The 18,858-nt window shown below is 36.0% G+C and carries 18 protein-coding genes and 3 pseudogenes; 15 read left to right on the top strand and 6 right to left on the bottom strand.

The genetic code is table 11. The annotated features are described in order from the left end of the window. The first annotated feature begins 7 nt into the window (after positions 1–7). Together CZ382_RS21935 and CZ382_RS21930 are read left to right on the top strand one after the other, a co-directional pair. On the top strand, positions 8–1,018 hold the full coding sequence (locus CZ382_RS21935; protein ID WP_200809569.1) for a bifunctional lytic transglycosylase/C40 family peptidase: 1,011 nt from the start codon (positions 8–10) through the stop codon (positions 1,016–1,018). 15 nt (positions 1,019–1,033) lie between these two features. After that, a complete protein-coding gene (locus CZ382_RS21930; RefSeq protein ID WP_088053204.1) occupies positions 1,034–1,945 on the top strand; it encodes a conjugal transfer protein in 912 nt (303 codons plus the stop codon). Positions 1,946–1,979: 34 nt separating this feature from the next. Here CZ382_RS21930 and CZ382_RS21925 read toward each other — a convergent pair. Beyond that, a pseudogene (locus CZ382_RS21925) lies at positions 1,980–2,129 on the bottom strand (TetR family transcriptional regulator); the annotation flags it as partial. Positions 2,130–2,454: 325 nt separating this feature from the next. On the opposite strand from CZ382_RS21925, the gene CZ382_RS21920 reads away from it, so the two are divergent. Then, the gene (locus tag CZ382_RS21920; RefSeq protein ID WP_088053202.1) at positions 2,455–3,207 is read left to right on the top strand and encodes an alpha/beta fold hydrolase; all 753 of its coding nucleotides are present in this window, start codon (positions 2,455–2,457) and stop codon (positions 3,205–3,207) included. Here CZ382_RS21920 and CZ382_RS21915 read toward each other — a convergent pair. Then, positions 3,176–3,388, bottom strand: a complete 213-nt coding sequence (locus CZ382_RS21915) for a hypothetical protein (RefSeq protein WP_088053201.1) — start codon at positions 3,386–3,388, stop codon at positions 3,176–3,178. The genes CZ382_RS21920 and CZ382_RS21915 overlap by 32 nt on opposite strands. Before the next feature lie 216 nt (positions 3,389–3,604). Between CZ382_RS21915 and CZ382_RS23565 the strand changes: the two are divergent. Next, positions 3,605–3,726: pseudogene (locus CZ382_RS23565) on the top strand (TetR/AcrR family transcriptional regulator); the annotation flags it as partial. 323 nt (positions 3,727–4,049) lie between these two features. Continuing rightward, positions 4,050–4,652: a hypothetical protein gene (locus tag CZ382_RS21910; protein ID WP_088053200.1), complete on the top strand. Its 603-nt coding sequence runs from the start codon at positions 4,050–4,052 to the stop codon at positions 4,650–4,652. Positions 4,653–5,003: 351 nt separating this feature from the next. On the opposite strand, the pseudogene CZ382_RS21905 reads toward CZ382_RS21910, so the two are convergent. Together CZ382_RS21905 and CZ382_RS21895 are read right to left on the bottom strand one after the other, a co-directional pair. Beyond that, positions 5,004–5,231 (bottom strand): annotated as a pseudogene (locus CZ382_RS21905) (LOG family protein); the annotation flags it as partial. Between the two features lie 650 nt (positions 5,232–5,881). After that, on the bottom strand, positions 5,882–6,487 hold the full coding sequence (locus CZ382_RS21895; RefSeq protein WP_088053198.1) for a TetR/AcrR family transcriptional regulator: 606 nt from the start codon (positions 6,485–6,487) through the stop codon (positions 5,882–5,884). Between the two features lie 96 nt (positions 6,488–6,583). Here CZ382_RS21895 and CZ382_RS21890 point away from each other — a divergent pair, with 96 nt between their 5' ends. The 9 genes from CZ382_RS21890 to CZ382_RS21850 all read left to right on the top strand — a co-directional run bounded on the left by CZ382_RS21890 (position 6,584) and on the right by CZ382_RS21850 (position 12,404). Then, entirely contained in the window at positions 6,584–7,297 is a 714-nt protein-coding gene (locus CZ382_RS21890) for a GAP family protein (protein ID WP_088053197.1), read from the top strand. 24 nt (positions 7,298–7,321) lie between these two features. Then, positions 7,322–7,543, top strand: a complete 222-nt coding sequence (locus tag CZ382_RS21885; protein ID WP_057983495.1) for a hypothetical protein — start codon at positions 7,322–7,324, stop codon at positions 7,541–7,543. 73 nt (positions 7,544–7,616) lie between these two features. Then, positions 7,617–8,798 carry an acyltransferase family protein gene (locus CZ382_RS21880; protein WP_327366038.1) on the top strand — a complete coding sequence of 394 codons (1,182 nt, stop codon included), beginning with the start codon at positions 7,617–7,619 and terminating at the stop codon, positions 8,796–8,798. Positions 8,799–9,265: 467 nt separating this feature from the next. After that, positions 9,266–9,703 carry an RNA polymerase sigma factor gene (locus CZ382_RS21875; RefSeq protein WP_088053195.1) on the top strand — a complete coding sequence of 146 codons (438 nt, stop codon included), beginning with the start codon at positions 9,266–9,268 and terminating at the stop codon, positions 9,701–9,703. Further along, a complete protein-coding gene (locus CZ382_RS21870) occupies positions 9,687–9,896 on the top strand; it encodes a helix-turn-helix domain-containing protein (protein WP_088053194.1) in 210 nt (69 codons plus the stop codon). The genes CZ382_RS21875 and CZ382_RS21870 overlap by 17 nt, the downstream gene beginning before the upstream one ends. Before the next feature lie 32 nt (positions 9,897–9,928). Further along, the gene (gene tnpA, locus CZ382_RS21865; protein ID WP_088049269.1) at positions 9,929–10,255 is read left to right on the top strand and encodes an IS66 family insertion sequence element accessory protein TnpA; all 327 of its coding nucleotides are present in this window, start codon (positions 9,929–9,931) and stop codon (positions 10,253–10,255) included. Continuing rightward, positions 10,249–10,605: an IS66 family insertion sequence element accessory protein TnpB gene (tnpB, locus tag CZ382_RS24935; protein WP_088049270.1), complete on the top strand. Its 357-nt coding sequence runs from the start codon at positions 10,249–10,251 to the stop codon at positions 10,603–10,605. Before tnpA ends, tnpB begins: the two co-directional genes overlap by 7 nt. 68 nt (positions 10,606–10,673) lie before the next feature. Next, entirely contained in the window at positions 10,674–12,248 is a 1,575-nt protein-coding gene (gene tnpC / locus CZ382_RS21855) for an IS66 family transposase (protein WP_088053193.1), read from the top strand. Between the two features lie 30 nt (positions 12,249–12,278). Continuing rightward, the gene (locus tag CZ382_RS21850) at positions 12,279–12,404 is read left to right on the top strand and encodes a helix-turn-helix domain-containing protein (protein WP_407701314.1); all 126 of its coding nucleotides are present in this window, start codon (positions 12,279–12,281) and stop codon (positions 12,402–12,404) included. 561 nt (positions 12,405–12,965) lie between these two features. On the opposite strand, the gene CZ382_RS21845 is transcribed toward CZ382_RS21850, so the two are convergent. Both CZ382_RS21845 and CZ382_RS21840 read right to left on the bottom strand, forming a co-directional pair. Next, positions 12,966–15,056, bottom strand: coding sequence for an ATP-binding protein (locus CZ382_RS21845; protein ID WP_088053192.1), 2,091 nt, complete (start codon positions 15,054–15,056; stop codon positions 12,966–12,968). A gap of 3 nt (positions 15,057–15,059) precedes the next feature. Then, complete coding sequence (locus CZ382_RS21840) at positions 15,060–16,310, bottom strand: DNA methyltransferase (protein ID WP_088053191.1); 1,251 nt, start codon at positions 16,308–16,310, stop codon at positions 15,060–15,062. 683 nt (positions 16,311–16,993) lie between these two features. Between CZ382_RS21840 and CZ382_RS21830 the strand changes: the two genes are divergently transcribed. Continuing rightward, on the top strand, positions 16,994–18,604 hold the full coding sequence (locus CZ382_RS21830) for an IS1634 family transposase (protein ID WP_088049795.1): 1,611 nt from the start codon (positions 16,994–16,996) through the stop codon (positions 18,602–18,604). The last annotated feature ends 254 nt before the right edge of the window (positions 18,605–18,858 follow it).

Here is an 18,858-nt window from a genome sequence, read left to right as displayed (position 1 = left end):
GAAAGCCATGAGATTAAAGGTCATGTTAATTGCTGGGGGATTAGGCTTTCTGGCCTTTTTAGGATTGTTAGCATTTGTAGCTATTTTTATATCGAATGAAGAACATTCATCAAATCGTGGTGATTTCATTCATGATATAGACAGCATATCGGTAACCGCCGATGTGTTAAAACATCAGCCAATGGTAGAAAAATATGCACAAGAATACGGAATTAGTGAATATGTCTCTACCCTACTTGCCATTATTCAAGTAGAGAGTGGTGGAAAACTTCCAGATGTGATGCAGAGTAGTGAATCTTTGGGACTTCCACCTAACACATTGGATACCGAAGCTTCCGTTCAACAAGGAACAAAATACTTTGCGGATTTATTACGTTCCGCAAAAGCAAGCGGTGTCAATGAGAATACAGTCATTCAGGCTTACAATTATGGCGGTGCTTTTATTGATTATGTCGCAAAACGAGGAAGCTCTTACTCTTTTGAACTCGCTGAAAGCTTTGCGAAGGAACGGTCAGGGGGCAGTAAAGTCACTTACTCCAATCCAATAGCCGTAAAGAAAAATGGTGGTTGGCGTTACCGTTATGGAAACATGTTTTATGTCGATTTAGTAAGTCAATATTTCATTTCACCTCAATTTGATGATGAAATGGTTCAGATTGTCATGAATGAAGCCTTAAAGTATGAAGGTTATCCTTATCGATTTGGGGGAGACAATCCGAACACTTCTTTTGATTGTAGTGGACTGACGCAGTGGAGTTATCGGAAAGCTGGGATTAATTTGCCCCGAACAGCACAGCAGCAATATGACGTGACCGAGCATATTCCTCTTTCAGAAGCAAAACCTGGGGATTTAGTATTCTTTCATTCCACATATAATGCAGGAACCTATGTCACTCACGTTGGGATCTATGTTGGGAACAACCAAATGTATAATGCCGGAGATCCAATCGGTTATGCAGATTTAACTACTGCCTACTGGCAAAAACACTTAATTGGAGCTGGACGTATTAAACAATAGAAAGGTTTGAATCAAATGAGAAGATTTTTTAAAAGAAAAGAAAAACAAACGACCGAAACAAAATCCAGAAAAATGAAAGTACGGACTGTCGGTACACGTAAAAAAACAGTAACTCTTTTATGGATATTACTTATTGGTAGCCTAGCCTTTGGAATCTATAAAAACTTTACAGCAATTGATCAACATACCGTTCATGAAAGAGAAATCATTGAAACCAAGATCATGGATATGAATGCGATTGAAAGCTTTACGAAAAACTTTGTGAAAGATTACTACACATGGCAAAATGAAAAAGATTCCATTGAACAACGGGTGGAAAAGATCAGTCACTATTTGACAGAGGAATTACAAGCATTAAATACCGATACCGTAAGAGATGATATTCCTACTAGTTCCAACGTAGGTAATATTGATATCTGGTCAGTGTCACCAGAAAATGATAATACCTATGCGGTTGTTTATTCGGTAGATCAAAAAATTATGGAAGATAAAAATAGCGAAATGGTCCGATCCACCTATCGAATCTTATTACATCAAGATAATGTAGGAAACTTAGTAATTATACAAAGCCCTACCTTGTGGAGCTTACCGAATAAATCAGATTATGAGCCACAACAACCTGAAAGTAATGGAACAGTTGACTCTGATACGGTGCAAGAAGTGACAGAGTTTTTGGAGACATTCTTTACATTTTATCCGACTGCAACAGAACAGGAACTTGATTATTATGTGAAAAATAATGCTTTACCACCGATTGGTAAGGATTATCTATTTTCAGGGCTAGTCAAGCCAGTATTTCAGACAATAGAGAACCAAATAAAAGTATGGGTTACTGTTAAATATATTGACGAAGCAACAAAAGCCACACAGTATTCGCAATATATACTCACGTTAGAAAAAGATACAAATTGGATGATTGTCGAGTAAAAATGATTTAGTTTATTTACTGTAGCTTTAGAATAAAGGTTTGATCAATTGCTCCGGTAGGCATTCCAGCTTCAGATGCAATTCTTCGGATAGATGCTTTTTCAATGCCTTCCGTTTCAATAATTTTCCAAGCTGTTTCAGCGATCATTTTTCTTTTGTGATCATGATCAACTATTTTCGGCACTCAAATCACCTCTTGCTTTTATTTCGCACACTGTGTTATTATCATTTCATCACAGTGTGTGGAATAAATAAGGGGGGATGTTTAAATTATTGAAATCACTTATTGGAACATTAAAGAGGATGGGCATTATAAAAGTGGTGAAATAGGACCTTCTTGAGCAATTAAATCATTTGTAATGGTACATTAAACTTCCTTTTTAACCGAACAAGTTTATTAAATGGTTTTGTGAACAGTTTAGGAGATAATAAGAAAAGGAATCTTAGAAATGAAACGAAGATAGTCATGGGCAATGCCTACTTTTTTCAGGGAAAGGAGATTGAAATAGATGGATCTTCATTACGAAATTAAAGGAAGAGGAAAGCCAGTTATACTACTTCATAGTGGAGCTATGGATTCACGTGACTGGGAATTCATCACACCACATCTTTCAAAGTCGTTCAAAGTAATCACTCTTGATGTCCGGGGTGCAGGAAGGTCACCCATTCCGAATGAACCCATTGATTATGTTGAGGATCTTAGAAAACTTTTGGACCATCTTAAAATTAAGAAAGGTGCCCTCGTTGGACATTCCCTAGGTGGACAAATTGCAACTGATTTTACTCTGACCTATCCAAAAAGGGTGTCTCAACTGGTATTGGTCGCTCCAGGCCTGTCGGGGTTTAAATTTTCTTCCGAACATGCGGAATTAGAGAGCCGAGTTTCTAAAGTTGCACCAGATGTCGAGAAAATGACTAATATAATATTAAGCGAGCCTTCCTGGAGCGTTTCTTTTGGAAAAGCATACGATTTATTGCGCGAAATGATGATACACAATATTCAAAAGACTTTTGATTGGAAAACATTCGAAACTGTTTCCTCCAATTCAGCGATGGAAAGATTGGGAGAAATTAAAACGAAGACACTTTTTATCATAGGCGAGAAGGACTCAGGAGATCTCTTTAAAATCGCACAATTATATAAGGAAGTTCCCAATATTAACTTTGTGCGTATACCTGGTGCTAATCACATCATAACTTTGACCCACCCTGAGGAAGTTTCCGACCATATCAGTCTTTTTTTGAGCTTACCAGAATGGTAATCAGAAATGACATCTTATCACCATAGACAAATAATTCTAAACCACTTGCGCCAAAACTAGCAAAATCTAAGGTTTTCCATTCACCTGGTTCTGTATTTTCATTAAGTATATCTATGATTTTTATATTTTCTTCATTGAAGTTTTTAAAATTTTTATCATACTCAATAAAATAGAGTGCCATGTTACCCCTGTTCCAGTCAATGAATCCATGGGGCTGTCTCCACCTAAAGAATATTGATAACTTATGACACCTTCACGTCTTTATATCAGTTGGTGAGAAATTAAATGACAAAAGTAATGGCTATTCTCAAACAGCATGACTAGAGCCAGTGGTACCACTGTTTCTTTTTTATACATTAAAAGAGATTAAAGGATTTCCTATTAATAAGGAGTGTTTATGAATGCTCGAAACTATCACGGTTTTCATGCTGTTGGAATAAAGAAAATTATTGAGGAAGCAAATGTAGCTACTATGACGTTATACAAAACCACTTTACATCGAAGGAACAACTAATCGAAAATGATGCTTTTATTAGAAGGGCAACTTCGATGGCAGAAACCGTTGGATCCTAAAAAGCAGAAACATGCCATTCATATGTTGAAATCACTTTTAAAAACATGGGACAAGTAGCTGCAGGTCTATGTAAATATCATATATTACCAGAAAAGCCAGTCAATTATTAGGGAGGTGAAAATTAAGTCATATTATTACAAAAAGGAAGGTGAGGTTCAAGCGGAAAAAGTTAAAGAATATCGTGTTGTGGATTTAAAATAAAGTTTAACCGTTTTGAAAAAAGTTGCACTACAATAGATTGACTTTTAATTTAAGAGGAGGAACTTTGATGAAAAGAAAAATGATTCGTAATCTGTCTTTAGCTTTAATAGCCCTAGTAGGATTTTTCTCTTTAGTTTTTAGTTTTGAAGGTAGAACAAATGCAGCTAGTTTAACATCGAATCCAGATCAGGATCTAAAAGTTGACACAGTAGATGGAATAAAATATACACCAGATAAACATAAAAAAATTGTTGGAATGGTAGTTGAAGCAACTGATCAAGGAGAAAAGGTACATGGCTTCTCTACTCCAGAAAAATATGAAGCATATCATCAAAAAGTTACAGAGGGATTATCTAGTCAGTCAATAGGTATAATGGCAAGACCAACTTATTTATATGAACATACTTCGGGTCATGGATATGGAAGATCATTAATTGCGTATCCTGGAACTCAGGTCACTTCTCTGAGTACTGCATGGGATAACAGAATATCTGCTGTATCTGTAGCTCCTGGTTCTTGGATTAGGCTCTATCAAAATCGTTATTATGGTGGTCATTATTTAACTCTTGTAAGTTATCCAAACAAATACTTTACCACCAATTTAACTTCTTGGGGAATGTCTGGTACTACTTCTTGGAACGACCAAGTCTCATCTTATCGACTTAGATGAGAAAAACGGTAATGTCCACGAAAAAAAGGGAATCTTAAAACAACCATTCAACATTTCTGTGTTTGGATGGTATCACAAACTCACAGTCCTAATTATTGATCTTAGTTCAAAAAACAGGCTACTTTGTGAATAATCAGTCACCTAAAACTTCTAGAGTAAATTATTATTTGTTTATTTAACCAGAGCAAAGAGGAATATGAAGTTTAGAAAAACCTGGGACATTATGCATCATGATCGAAAGGGTTTAATGTCCTTCTATGAGCCTAATTTCTCAATTTTAAAGTTGAGAAATTAGGCTTTTATATTTACTTAATGCAAAATAGCGTTTAAATGGTGTGCAATATATCTCCTAAAGTGACATTCTAATGTTCCTGGTCCACCTGGCAAAGCGACAAAGCCATCTACAAGCTCTTCCATTTTAGCCTTTCTCTCATGCATAGATTCGACAACTATCAGCTTGGATAATCTTTTATGCGATATTTCTCTCTGCTCTAAAAAACTAGGCATAATTCCAATAACTTGTCTATCTTCATCTAAGACAGCATCCGCAACTGCTCCCATAACACCAACACTTGCTCCACAGTGTTCGCATGATGTGGCTAGTGCAGGGTTACGAACTAAGCTATCGCACGATTAATCGCTTTCGTTCCGATCCCCTCATTGAGAATATTCTACAGGAAGTTTTGTAAGAATGATGAGAAAATTGACATTTACGCGATATTAAAGAGAGTTTTATTTATACCGGAAAAACTTATCATAATCATCAATTTGATCCGGACTTATTCCAGTTTTATTAATCGCTTCTTGTTGAAATGAATTATTGCAACTTTTACATATATAATATTTATTTTCTCCTTTTTTGATTTTATAATATTGTGAATCAGAATGATTAATCGTAAATTTATTTTTGCAGAAAAAACATATAGTATCCAACATATTTTCACACTTCCTATCAGATTTTTATTGAAAAGTAACTATTTTTTAAACCTATGATTAAAAATGTGAATTTTTCATCTAATTTACTGCCATTCTAAAATAATTTATTTTTAACTTAGTTACAAGCTTATCCGTGAACTGTATTTTCACTAAAAATATGACGGCTATGCCTGTAATGGAAGGAAAAGCTGTAATATACTAAAGCCTACTTCATGCAACTGTTCAACAAAATGCCCCTTTAAAGTGCATCTCGTTATAACACAAATGGACTATAACTTCAGATACATGATCAATTAACTCAATTTACTTTCATCGCAGAGTGTTTCTAAATGATAACGGATTACTTCCTTCACCTTTTCTGGAGAGTAGACATCAGGTCTTAACAGAGCATGAATGGACAATCCATCAATTAATGCCGCTAGCCTACTCTTTTCTAATTTTACATTAGTTGAATCAGATAAAATCCCTTGTAGAACTAATATCTCGATCATTGAACTTGCTAATTCATACATACCGTTAGTCATCTCATCTTTTTTTTCTTTTAAAGTATCACTTGTAAGTGACTGAAGTGCAAGGATCCACCAAACACTCGTTTCGATTTTCTTTTCTTCATCAATTGGTATAAGCTCTAATAAAACTTCCGCAACCGCCTGCAATGGATTGTCTGACCAACTTTTACTTTGAGAACGTTTTTTCCCTTCTTCCAGATAATAATCCATGATAAATAATAACATTTCATCCTTAGTTGAAAAATAATGTCTTAACGCTCCAGCAGACATGCCTGCTTCAATAGCAACTCTTCTTATAGATGCTTTTTCGATTCCCTCTTTCTTAATAATACTCCAAGCGGCCTCAGCAATTGACTTCCTCTTTTTTTCATGATTAACAATCCTTGGCATAAAAAATCACTTCCTTTTCTTAACACAGTGTGTTATTATAACTTTAACACACTGTGTTATTTAAATTATAACATATAAAAAGGAGGGACTCTATATTTGATTGAAAGTATTGAAGCATTGATGCCTTCTTCATCAATAGACACATCGATAGCTTTGCTAATTATTTCTATTTGCGCATTAATTGATATATTAAGTCCTGGTGTACTTGCTGTAACAGCTTATTTATTATTGACACAGCCTAATCAATTATCTTCTCGCTTGCTTGTTTTTTTGTTTATTACGCAGTTTGGCTACTTCGTAGTGGGCTTATTCCTATACTTTGGTGGAGATTCACTATTGAAAGGAATCGGAGAATTATCTGAATTTGACTTTATCAATTGGTTTTATCTCCTTTTTGGAGCAGTTATGGCTCTAATTAGCTTCTGTAAACCAAATGATAATACAAAAAAACGTTTAATTTCATTTATACCCCAAAAAACAACGATGAAAGGGATGATCATGTTAGGTATCATTGTTTTTCTAATTGAATTTGTAACTGCTTTGCCTTACTTTTATTCAATTTTGTTAATGAATCACCTAACAATTGAGCCTTCCTCTTCTATCTTTATTATAATTGGCTACAATCTTGTAATGGTGCTTCCTTCTCTTCTTTTGTTAGGGGTTAATATTATGTTTAAAGAGAGACTGCAACAATTTTTAAATAAAATTAGATCAAAATTAAATGAAGCTCCGATTTCCTCACTCTTGGTAGCGATAGGAGTCGTAGGTGCGGTTTTTTTCAACATCGGTCTTAGAGGCATATTAAATTAAAAAATTATTAATGAGGTGTTCATCATGAAAGAAATTATCAGTGGACTTGGTCTACTTTTCGTTATACAGGGAGTAGGCGGATTAATCAATCATTTGACTAATGGTGGAAAAAGTTGGTTTTTGGTAAATTATATTAATGCGTTTCAGGGATTTGAAATTGTTATGGACATTATTTTTATTGTAGTTGGTGGGGTCATAAGTTTAGCCTCTTGGAAAATAGGCGGAACAACTAAAGGAGAAAATTAAAATATAGAGTAAATAGGACGGTTTATACATAGCCGTCCAGTTTGGCGGATGCTCCGTTGAAATAAATTTTTAAATGTTTATAGAGAGGAACGTAAGAATTATTATGAATTTAAGACATATAGGGAGCTTGTCTCCCCAAAAGGAAGAACGATTATATTTTATTGATAACCTAAGAGGAGCTCTTACAGTGTTGGTTGTGCTTCATCATTTGGTGTATTTTTCCATTTATAACGAGGTATTAACACAAGGTTCTATTGGGGTTGTAATGGGTCTTCTATTCCTTGCTTTTAACCAGACTTTCTTTATGGGGACATTTTTTCTTATTTCTGGTTACTTTGTCCCTTTATCTATTGAACGAAATGGGACAACTCGGTTTATCAAAGATAGATCTATCCGATTCCTAATCCCATTTATCTTCTATATTTTCATTCTTAGCCAAGTTCAAGCAATTGAAGCCTATATACTTAACGAAGAGCCATTTACATGGCAAACCTATTTTTCACATTTAACTTACGGGCCGATGTGGTATGTCGAACTACTTTTCGTATTCGTTTGTTTATACGCAGTCTGGGCGAAGTTTATGAGTAAAAATAAGCTATCAGTAGTTCGGCAGAGTACACCACCCACCTACAGGATGTTTACAGTCTTTGTAATGATATTAGCAGCAGGATACTTCACCATAAGACTGTGGGTTCCTGCTCTTGATTTACCCGGTGGATCTCCCAAGGTTCAATCATTTGTTGGACTTTTTACAGCAAGTGGCTATGATCTCCCGCAATATGTCGGGCTATTCATTTTGGGTATCATCGCTTACCAACGTAATTGGTTTCGAAATACTCCTGATTCTATGGGGAGGGCGGGTTTTGGAATTGCAATTGGAGCATCGATTCTTCTTCTTCCCTTAGTCTTGTTATTTGGGGTAGACGGATTACAGTTTTCTGGTGGCTGGAACTGGACATCTTTGGTTTATTCTCTGTGGGAAGCTCTATTTTCTGTTGGCGTCATTCTCGGATTAATCATATTCTTTCGGAAAAGAGTTTTTCATCAAGGAAAAGGTTGGAGCTTCTTGTCAGCCCATTCTTTCGTGATTTACATCATTCATATACCGATTATCGCTATTGTTATTGCTGGATTGAAGGTCATCCACTTTCCACCATCCTTCATGTTTCTAGCTATGATTCTGATCACGATACCACTTTGCTTCTTGTTAAGTTATATAATTAAGCAGATTCCCTTTGCGTCAAAGATTCTTTAGGATGGTGAATATTAAAGAAGAAAAGAGGATACGACGATAACCATATCTGCCCTTATGCTTCTCAAAAATAGAACTAATGAGCCTTTTTCACTTTGAATTTTTATCTGAGTGCTCAAAAGTATTAATTTTATAATAATAAGTGTTACGTGGAATACCGGAAATTTTGAGTAATGTCTTCACAGGATAATCGCGCTTTTGCTCTTATACTACTTTTACTTTTTTGTTTTGTCGTAATTTGTTTTCTTCTTGAACTAAGGCTTTCAACTTTTTGAAATAGAATTTTCCATTTAATAATATGTATAAATTTTTACTCCCACCTGGCTTATGTTCAGTTGGGCTTTTTTGTATTTAATGAATATTTTTTAAAATATTGCTCTTATTTTTGGCATTTCATAAAAAATCTTGTTGAAGGTTATGAAAGGGGAAATCATCACCCACCTTTGCAGTTGCGAAGGGAGAGGAAATGCATGATAGAACCAGATCGTACCGAGTGGCAAGTTCGCTGTGCATTTAATGCTTTTTGTAAACGTGTATTGAAGAATGAAGCAATCAATATTTTCAACGAAAGACAACAACGACAAGCAAAGGAGATGACATTTTCTGATCTCACACCACAAGTAGAAAATCAACTCTATACCTTAGATCAGCAATATGAAGGAGAAGAAGGACAAAGTTTTCAAGTGGCTGGAAAGAAAATCACTCCGAAATTACTCGCTGAAGCGTTGCGTACTTTGCCAATAGAAAAGCGTAAGACAGTCCTACTATACTATTTTTTTGATAAATCAGATGTAGAAATAGCCGAACTACTAGAGATTCCTCGTAGTACGGTTCAGTATAGACGGACAAGCTCTTTTAAAAGATTAAAGCGATTTTTGGAGGAACATGCAGATGACTGGGATGATTGATGCTAACACAAAAGACAACGAATGTGGCTTATTACCGTATCCAATTATTTTAGCTGCAAATAAGGGTGATCCAGAAGCGATGAATTACGTTATTTTGCATTACGGAAGCTATATGGCAAGTTTGTCTATGCGTAAACTTTATGTAAGCGTCAAGTACTACCCACCTATGATTCATGAGCTTATCATGCGATAATCTCCTTAGAAATTAATTCGGGAGGTTTTGCAATGACCCAAGCAGACAAAAGAATAGAATGGAAAGCGCGGTTTGATGCCTGGAAAGCAAGTGGGTTAAGTGTGGCCGAGTGGTGTCGTAAACAAGGTGTAAAAGATCATCAAATGTATTATTGGATACAGAAATTTGAGTACGATACTCCAAAAAAGGAAACATCGGAAACGCAATGGCTGACGGTCAAAGTTGATGAACCGATCAATGTCACTACTGGACAGGAGCCTGTATTCATTCATTTCGGGGCTATTTCCGTTGAGGTACGTCCAGGAGCTAATATGGCCGTATTATCCGATGTTGTCCATGTGCTACAAAATCAATGTTAACGAATGCACCAATTGAACGGGTCTACTTAGCTCGCGGAAGTACGGATCTCCGAAAGTCTATAGATGGTTTGGCCGTTATCGTAAAGGAATGCTTTGATCTCGACCCTTTTTCTCCCAGCGTCTTCGTATTCTGTAATCGAAAACGCGATAAGCTCAAAATTCTTCAATGGGAACATAACGGGTTTTGGTTGCATTACCGTCGGTTGGAACGCGGAACATTCCGGTGGCCATCTGAAAAGGATTCCGGCGCCGTGCGTATTAACCCACGGCAGTTACGCTGGTTGTTGGACGGGTTACCACTCGAACAAAAGCAGGCACATCATGAAGTAAAAGCGCGTACCATCCTATAAATAAAGTGAAATATGGGAAAATGGGAATTCGACTAGGCAAGCCGGGTTCCTTCCCTTATACTTAAGGTATGGAAAATACGGCGCAATCACCAAAGGCAATGGAATACTATAAAGAACGTGCTGAAAAGCTACAATTGGAAAAGGAAGCTTTAGAGGCAAAATTAAAATGGTATGAGGAGCAATTTCGCCTAAGCCAGCGACAACGATTCGGTTCTTCCAGCGAGAAAACCAATCCAGACCAACTTTCCCTTTTTAATGAAGCTGAGGACACAGCTGACTCAACAATCGAAGAACCAACTGTTGATACGATTACATATAAACGTAAAAAACAACGTGGTCAGCGTAAACTGATGCTTGAAAACCTGCCTACGGAGACGATCGAATATCGTTTATCCGAAGAGGAACAGGTTTGTTCGTGCTGCGGTGGCGACCTTCACGAAATGAGTACAGAAGTGCGTAAAGAAATAGAAGTTATACCAGCGCAAGTCAAAGTGAAGGAGCATGTTCGCTACGTGTACAGTTGCCGTCATTGTGAACGTCATGAAATAGAAACACCTATCGTAACAGCAACAATGCCCGCCCCCGTTATTCCGGGAAGCCTGGCTTCTCCATCCGCAATGGCTTATACGATGACACAAAAATATGTAGAAGGTATGCCTTTGTATCGTCAGGAGAAGCATCTGGAGCGTTTCGGTATATCCATACCACGTCAAACGCTGGCCAATTGGACTTTGTACGGCGCGAAGACTTGGCTTCGTCTGGTATATGATCAGATGCATAAGCATCTCCTGGAACGGGATATCTTGCATTCAGATGAGACAACTCTGCAAGTTCTCTCTGAACCGGATCGACCTGCCACATCAAAATCCTATATGTGGCTTTATCGTACAGGAAAAGATGATACACCAATTGTTCTGTACGATTATAAACAAACCCGTGCAGGTAAACATCCATCGCGTTTTTTAGCAAATTTCAATGGGTACTTGCATGTCGATGGGTACGCTGGTTATAACAAGATTTCCGGTGTAACATTAGTTGGGTGCTGGGCCCATGCCCGCCGCAAATTTACGGAAGCATTAAAAGCACTTCCGGATTCCGCAGAACTCTTTAGCGTTAAAGCAAAAGAAGGCCTGGCATTTTGTAACCAACTTTATACCATTGAACACGAACTTAAAGACGCTAGCCCTGAAGAACGCTATAATATACGTTTGGAACGCAGCCAACCAGTAATGGAGGCTTTTTCGGCATGGCTTCGTGAACAAACACCACGTGTGCTGCCCAAAAGTGCGCTTGGAGAAGCAATTAAATATTGTCGTAACCAATGGGAACGATTGAGTGGATTCTTACGGGATGGCCGTTTGGAGATAGATAATAACCGAGCTGAACGCTCCATCAAGCCTTTCGTTATTGGTAGAAAGGCCTGGTTGTTTAGTAACACTGCAAAGGGAGCAGAATCCAGTGCGATCATTTATAGTATCGTGGAAACAGCCAAAGAAAATGGATTGAACCCATTTAACTATCTTAGCTACCTATTTGAGGAGCTTCCCAATATGGATACAACAGATGCAAATAAATTAGATCAACTTCTACCTTGGTCCCAGACACTCCCAGAAGAATGTCGTGTCCCAAATAAATCTAAATAAAGCATACATGAAATCCCCATCTGAAAATAGGTGGGGATTATTTTACGCTTACAACTTTATGATGAGCGTGGTAATACGTATTGGGGCATTGATGTAGACACACATGATCGTTTACGTTCGAAGCTTATGCAGGGCATTTTAGCTTTCAAGATTTGATTACATGGTTAAGTTTTCCCTTTCACATATATTGTTCTTTTACAAAGAAAGCACGGAAGATAACCCCGTGCAGTATAGACCAAAAATCAGATACGTTCTACTGATGATGAGCCACTTGATTCATACGCCATGACTTTCGATAGAAACGAGCGATTATCTATGAGTCTAATGCAATCGTGGTGGATTGCTGGCGATAACCCATCAGTATGGATAATGATACTCCTCTACCGTCATGGTTCGAGCGTTCGAAGCGTCGCAAGCTATGAGTAGGGCTGGAAGGAATACTTGCAGGGGTGAAATTCCCGTGGAGCTGTACCAGCAGCCGTCTGATTTTAACAATGTTGAAACATTTAATGTTAAATACCAATAATCAATCTTGTAAAAAAGTGATATGGTTCCATGGCAAAGTCCCTACAAAAAATTTAGTAGGGACTTTTTGATATACTAATTTTCAGTTAAAGACGACTGGATAATTATCTATGATAAGAATTATTTAAATTCCTCTTTCCGAAACTACAAACCAAAATTAACAAAATAATAATTTCATATTTGTATCAAAAATCATTTGCTTAAGAAACAAAGATATGTGTAGATTAGATTTATTACTGGAAAGTCACTTTCTATTTGTTTCATAGATATAATTCGCTGTGCTGCATGTGTTGAAAGATTTAGATATTTTACTGTACTACGGTATCTTCCCTCATGTATTGCTTGCTCATAGATTGCTTTTATTCCCGCTTTTTCTCTAGTACTTGGTATTAAGTTTATAAATCTATCCTTTATATTTTCATCTTTATTTATTAGATTATAGTTTACATGTAATTTTTCATCTTGAGTTTTCCCAAGTTTTTCAATAATATCATTTACTACTAATTCAACGAAGGTTCTTAACGAGGAAATAAAAACAACTTCATACTTTCCTGACCTATATAAATTATTGAGTTGGTTTTTAAATTCAATAATATCAGGTTTAACATTCTGATCAATTTCCATTAACGGATGTATTACCGTTGATGGTCCATATGTACCACTTAATGCATTAGATTTCGGAAAAACACTTTTTCCTACATATTCTGCAATGAGTTTTATCTCACTTATTTTATCCATAATCTTAATTTCGAAATGAACTTCGCTAGGTTTATTAAACGTAATTTTTCTAGTTGAATAATTTATACTTCTACATTCTTCAGGTGTAACAATAAATTCTAATGGTTTTATTTTTGTTCCATTTTCGCAATCTCTAAAAGTAAAAAGTTCCTCAAATGAATATTCTCTGCCAACGATAAAAGATTGATTTACTTGTTTAATAACCGGATCAGGTCTTTTTTCAATTGTTAGTATTATTTTATCTCCGTTAGAGTAAGTAACTTCCCAAATCCCTTCTTTATCAGTAAGAACTTTGGATTTCTCAACTCCGTTTTGCTTAATTGTTACTATTTCATGATTACCATTATCTATACTAGGTTTGGAATTTATAAAACTTCTCCGATTTAATACTTTCGGTTTGTTTTCTTCTTCTTCATCTAGTATCTTTCTGAGTTCTTTTTGTATAGTAGAAGAAAAGAAATTTAAAAATTCCTGAAATAACTTACTATTAGATGATTCAGTCATTTGTGTTCTATCAGCGTTAAATGATATTATCCTTGGAGATCTCAAGTAAAGATCAATTTTACCTGTTTGCTGTCTAAAAACAAATTTATTATTTTCTGATGCATTGATTTCAGGATTATACATCGCATAATTATCAAATAAGCAATTATTTATGTAAATAATCGGAATTATCCTATTTCGAGGCGTGTCATGATATAATTTAGGTACATCTTTTCTACTCAAACCTTTTAGAGAGTAAATATCGATATTGATTCTCATAGAAAAACCCTTAATATCAAATAATTTTTCATATTTAGCTTCTATAGGAACTTGATATTCGTTACTATTTCTAGTTAATTTTATGAAATATTTCTTTGACTCTCCATCTAAATTAAGACTTTTCATAGAGTCAAAGTAAGCATTAACTTGCTTTGCTTCTTCCAGTTTTAATTCGGATAAGCTTTCATTAAAATTACTTCCCCAAGATTTTTTTATTTCAATCTGGAAGTCTGGATCATCTATTACATTACATAATCTTAAATATTCTGCTTCATCATCAATTTTTTCTTTAAATAATGTGAAATTTTCACTATACAATTCTGTAATAGATATTTTTGTTCCTTTTAAGTTCGGATCATCGTAATCACTTTCTTTTATAGGGATATCAAAATGATACAAGTTTTTTTGTTTAGATATTTCTTTCATATCTAACTCAAAGCTGGAATGAATACCATCCTTATAGGTAGAAACATTTATTTTATTTCCAAATTTAAATGCAGAAAAGAATCCTAACCCTTTTTCTCCAGAAATTAGACGACCATTTATTTCTTGTCCAAAAACTTTATTGCTATCACTTACCGTAAGTAACGTACCAATTTCCTCACTATTCATACCATTGCCATCATCATTAATTATGATTTCTTCATTCGATATATCAACCGTAACCCTATTAGCTTTGGCTTCATAAGCATTCTTAATTAATTCAATAATTGCATATTTAGTTCCAGGAACGCTATGAGAAACTTCTTGAATTATTTTCCCTGATACTGACAATTTTGCCATACACTATTTCTCCTTTTTAAAAATGAGTATTGTTTCTTTATTCATAGAATTTACTGCACCTTTATTTTTAACATTTGAAATTTTTGAAGGCATTTTTTTTGACAATATATTTCTTGTGAATATTTTTTCTTCTTTTAACCCCATTTCTAAAAAAATCTCCTTTGTAATCTTATCTAAAGGCTGTACAATACCATCTACTCTTCTGTTGCCAACCGTAAAGAGTAAGTAACCGCCAACTGATAAAATTCTTGCTAATTGGGCTGTAACGTCGTAATAGTCAGAAATAAATTTAATAACTTTGGACCTTTTGCTTTCACTTAAACGACTGATATACTTTTGTGCAATTTTAATATTTGGTAGATCATTTTTACTAGAATTACCACCTAAGCTTACCGAATCAATCTTTGAATAATTCGATATCAAATTTTGATCTCCAAGTAAATCTTTGAAATTTATCCATTTTAAAAATAATATAGATGCTTGTCCATAAGTAACTGTTGTTGCATTATCTCCATATGGAGGTGATGTACATATAATATCTATTGATTCATCAGCGAATTTTTTTAATACCTTAGATGAGTCGCCCGAGTAAATTGTAGCAATAGGATTTGTATCCTTTATCAAAAACTCTTGATTGTTTTTTATTGTTTTCTCAAAAACTTCTAAACAGTTATTCCTTATAGCTGCTATTTCTTTTTCAGGCTTTATATGTAATTTAAATGTACTTGTCCTATCATTACTATGACTATAAATTACTTCAGAAAGACACACCCAAAGAAATTTTCTAATCCATCTATTTTCTTCTTCAAGAATTATTGCCCTAATTTTACTCAGTGACTTTATTATGTCTTCTCGAAACCACTTGTGAATATTAGGAAAATCGTGTATTTCATATACATAGTTCGAAGAGTATAATTTTTTTGTAATTCTTTCATTCATTTCATATAAAGTATCTTCATTGTACCTATGAGTTTTCACCTCTCCTAGTAGTACTGCGTAAGGATTTATATCTATTCCAAAGACATTTAAGTCCAAATTATGTCCTTCAATCAAACTTGTTCCAGATCCCATGAAAGGATCAAGTAGAGTCCTGAAACTTTTATTATTTGAAACTAATATAGATAAAAGCTCATATTGCATTGGTGCAACCATTGTAGCAGGATACTTACCAATTTTATGTATTCCTTCTTTTTTCACACCACTAAAATCCCAGAAGTTTTCTTCATATTTACTTACAAGGTCTGCGATTTTCATTGTAATTCTCCTTTATTGTCAACCAAACTAATCATATACACTTTAATAATAACACATTTGTTCCTTATTAAAAGTATGAAGCTATTTGTTGACCATAACTCAAAATAACTACAAAAAGTATTCTAATACCGATACTTTATACCTTTGTTATGTTCTAATAGAATACTAAATTAAGTTGGGCTGTTTGGTAAGTCGCATTTCCGTTTCAGACGTCCTTATCCTTGTATTAAAACTTAAGTATATAAGCATTCTTGAACCTTGGATTTTTTGGGATAATCATTTTCAGACAGCTTCTTTTATTCTTTTTCTAAAAAAATATTTTAATATTTGGCATTTCATAAAAAAGTTTGTTGAAGGTTATGAAAGGGGAAATCTTTACCCACCTTTGCAATTGCGAATGGAGATGAAAGGATGAACGAGAAGCAAAGAGACCATTTATTCTTCATTATCGAAGTATATGACAACCTTATCCATGCGTAAGCCCCGTGACACTTTTCGATGAAGGTACACGTAATCGCTTACGTTCGAAGCCGATGCAATCTATTCTGGCTTTCAACCTGGATTCCCGCCATTACATAACGATGAATCGTCTAAAAACATGAAAATACCGGGCTTTATGCCCCTTTTTTATTGTTTCTATACTCGTTATGTGTTACAATATACATAACGAGGAGGTGGCAAAAATGGCTGCTATCGTCTTTCAAAAGGATAAGCGTTCAGGGATCACTTATGCGTATGAATCCATTTCTTACTGGGACAAGGACAAGCAACAATCCCGGTCTAAAAGGACCTTAATCGGACGGGTAGACAGTAAAACTGGAGAAATTGTTCCGACAGACGGCAGGGGGCGCAAAAAGAAAGAGGGGTTTGCCGTGACAAAGGGAGATCCTGTTCCCTCTGTGCAAACCGCACGTTATTTTTACGGTGCCACGTATCTCCTGGATGAGATCGGTGCGAGTACCGGCATTACGGAAGACCTGAAAGCGTGTTTTCCCGATACGTATCGCCAGATTCTTTCTATTGCATACTATCTGATCTTAGAGGACAGCACTCCTCTTTATCGTTTTGAAAAATGGAGCCTCATACATAAACATCCTTACGGTGAAAACATCACGTCCCAGCGAAGTAGCGATCTGTTCGCATCCATCACCGAAGATGCAAAAAATAAGTTCTTTCGACTCCAGGGAAAACGGCGGACGGAAAAGGAGTTTTGGGCCTATGATACCACCACCATATCCAGCCAGTCTGAACTCCTGAGACAGGTACAATACGGCTGGAATAAAGAAAATGATCCACTGCCTCAGCTAAATCTGGCGCTGGTCTTCGGCGAAACGTCCAACCTGCCATTTTATTACCGCAAACTGGCTGGTAATATCCCAGATTCCAAAACCGTCGGGAACCTGCTTGCCGATTTGGATGTTCTTGGTTTCTCCAAAGTGAAGATGGTCATGGATAGGGGCTTCTATAGTAAAGAAAATATTAACGCATTACTGAAAAACCACGTGAAGTTCCTGGTCGCCGTTAAAGTGTCGCTTGTTTTTATCCGGAAAGAATTGGATAACATCTATGACGATTTTCGATCTTTTGATCACTACAGTGAGAAATACGAGTTGTATGGCCGCACGGTTCGGACAACGTGGGATTATACGCAACACCGTCCGTATAAGGGGGACACCCTGACACAGTCCAAGCGTATGTACATTCACTTTTATTACAATATTGACAGAGCTGCAGAGGACGAAAAAGCGTTCGACCGCAAGCTAATCGCTCTGCGTCAGGAATTGGAATCAGGGAAAAGGCAACAGGAACATGAAAAGCTGTATCAAAAGTACTTTGAGACAAAAACTACACCGAAACGAGGGACAAAAGTTACTATCAACACCGAGGCTGTCAACAAGGCCAAACGCTATTTTGGATTCTTTGCGCTAATGACTAATGAAACCATGGACGCCACCACTGCGCTGGAGATTTACCGCAATAAGGATGTCGTCGAAAAAGCGTTTGGGAATCTGAAGGAGCGATTGAACATGCGCCGCACACTGGTGTCAGCAGAAAAAAGTCTCGACGGGAAGCTTTTTGTGGAGTTTGTCGCACTTATCTATCTTTCTTATATCAAAAAGCAAATGCAGGACACGGATTTATTCAAAAAATATACGTTACAGGGCGCCTTGGATCAACTGGATGTTATTGAATGCTTTGAAACCTCCGGCAAAAAACTGCGTGTTGGTGAACTTCTCAGCAAACAAAAGGACATTTATAGGAGTCTAGATGTTACCCCGCCTACCTCGTTATGAGTACGCGGGAATCCAGGTTTCAAGATGTGACAAAGTAACGGTTAGGTTTTCCCTTTCAATAATCATAAGTTTGTTCTTTGACAAAGAAAGCACGGAAGATAACGCCGTGCAGTATAATACAAAAAATCAGATACGTTCTACTGATGATGAGCCACTTGATTCATACGCCACGACTTTCGTTAGAAACGAGCGATAATCTATGAATCTAATGCAATCGTGGTGGATTGCTGGCGATAACTCATTAGTTAGGATAA

This window comes from Virgibacillus dakarensis (assembly GCF_900155625.1).
Lineage (GTDB): Bacteria > Bacillota > Bacilli > Bacillales > Amphibacillaceae > Lentibacillus_C > Lentibacillus_C populi.
This window is presented reverse-complemented; position numbering and strand designations above follow the sequence as displayed.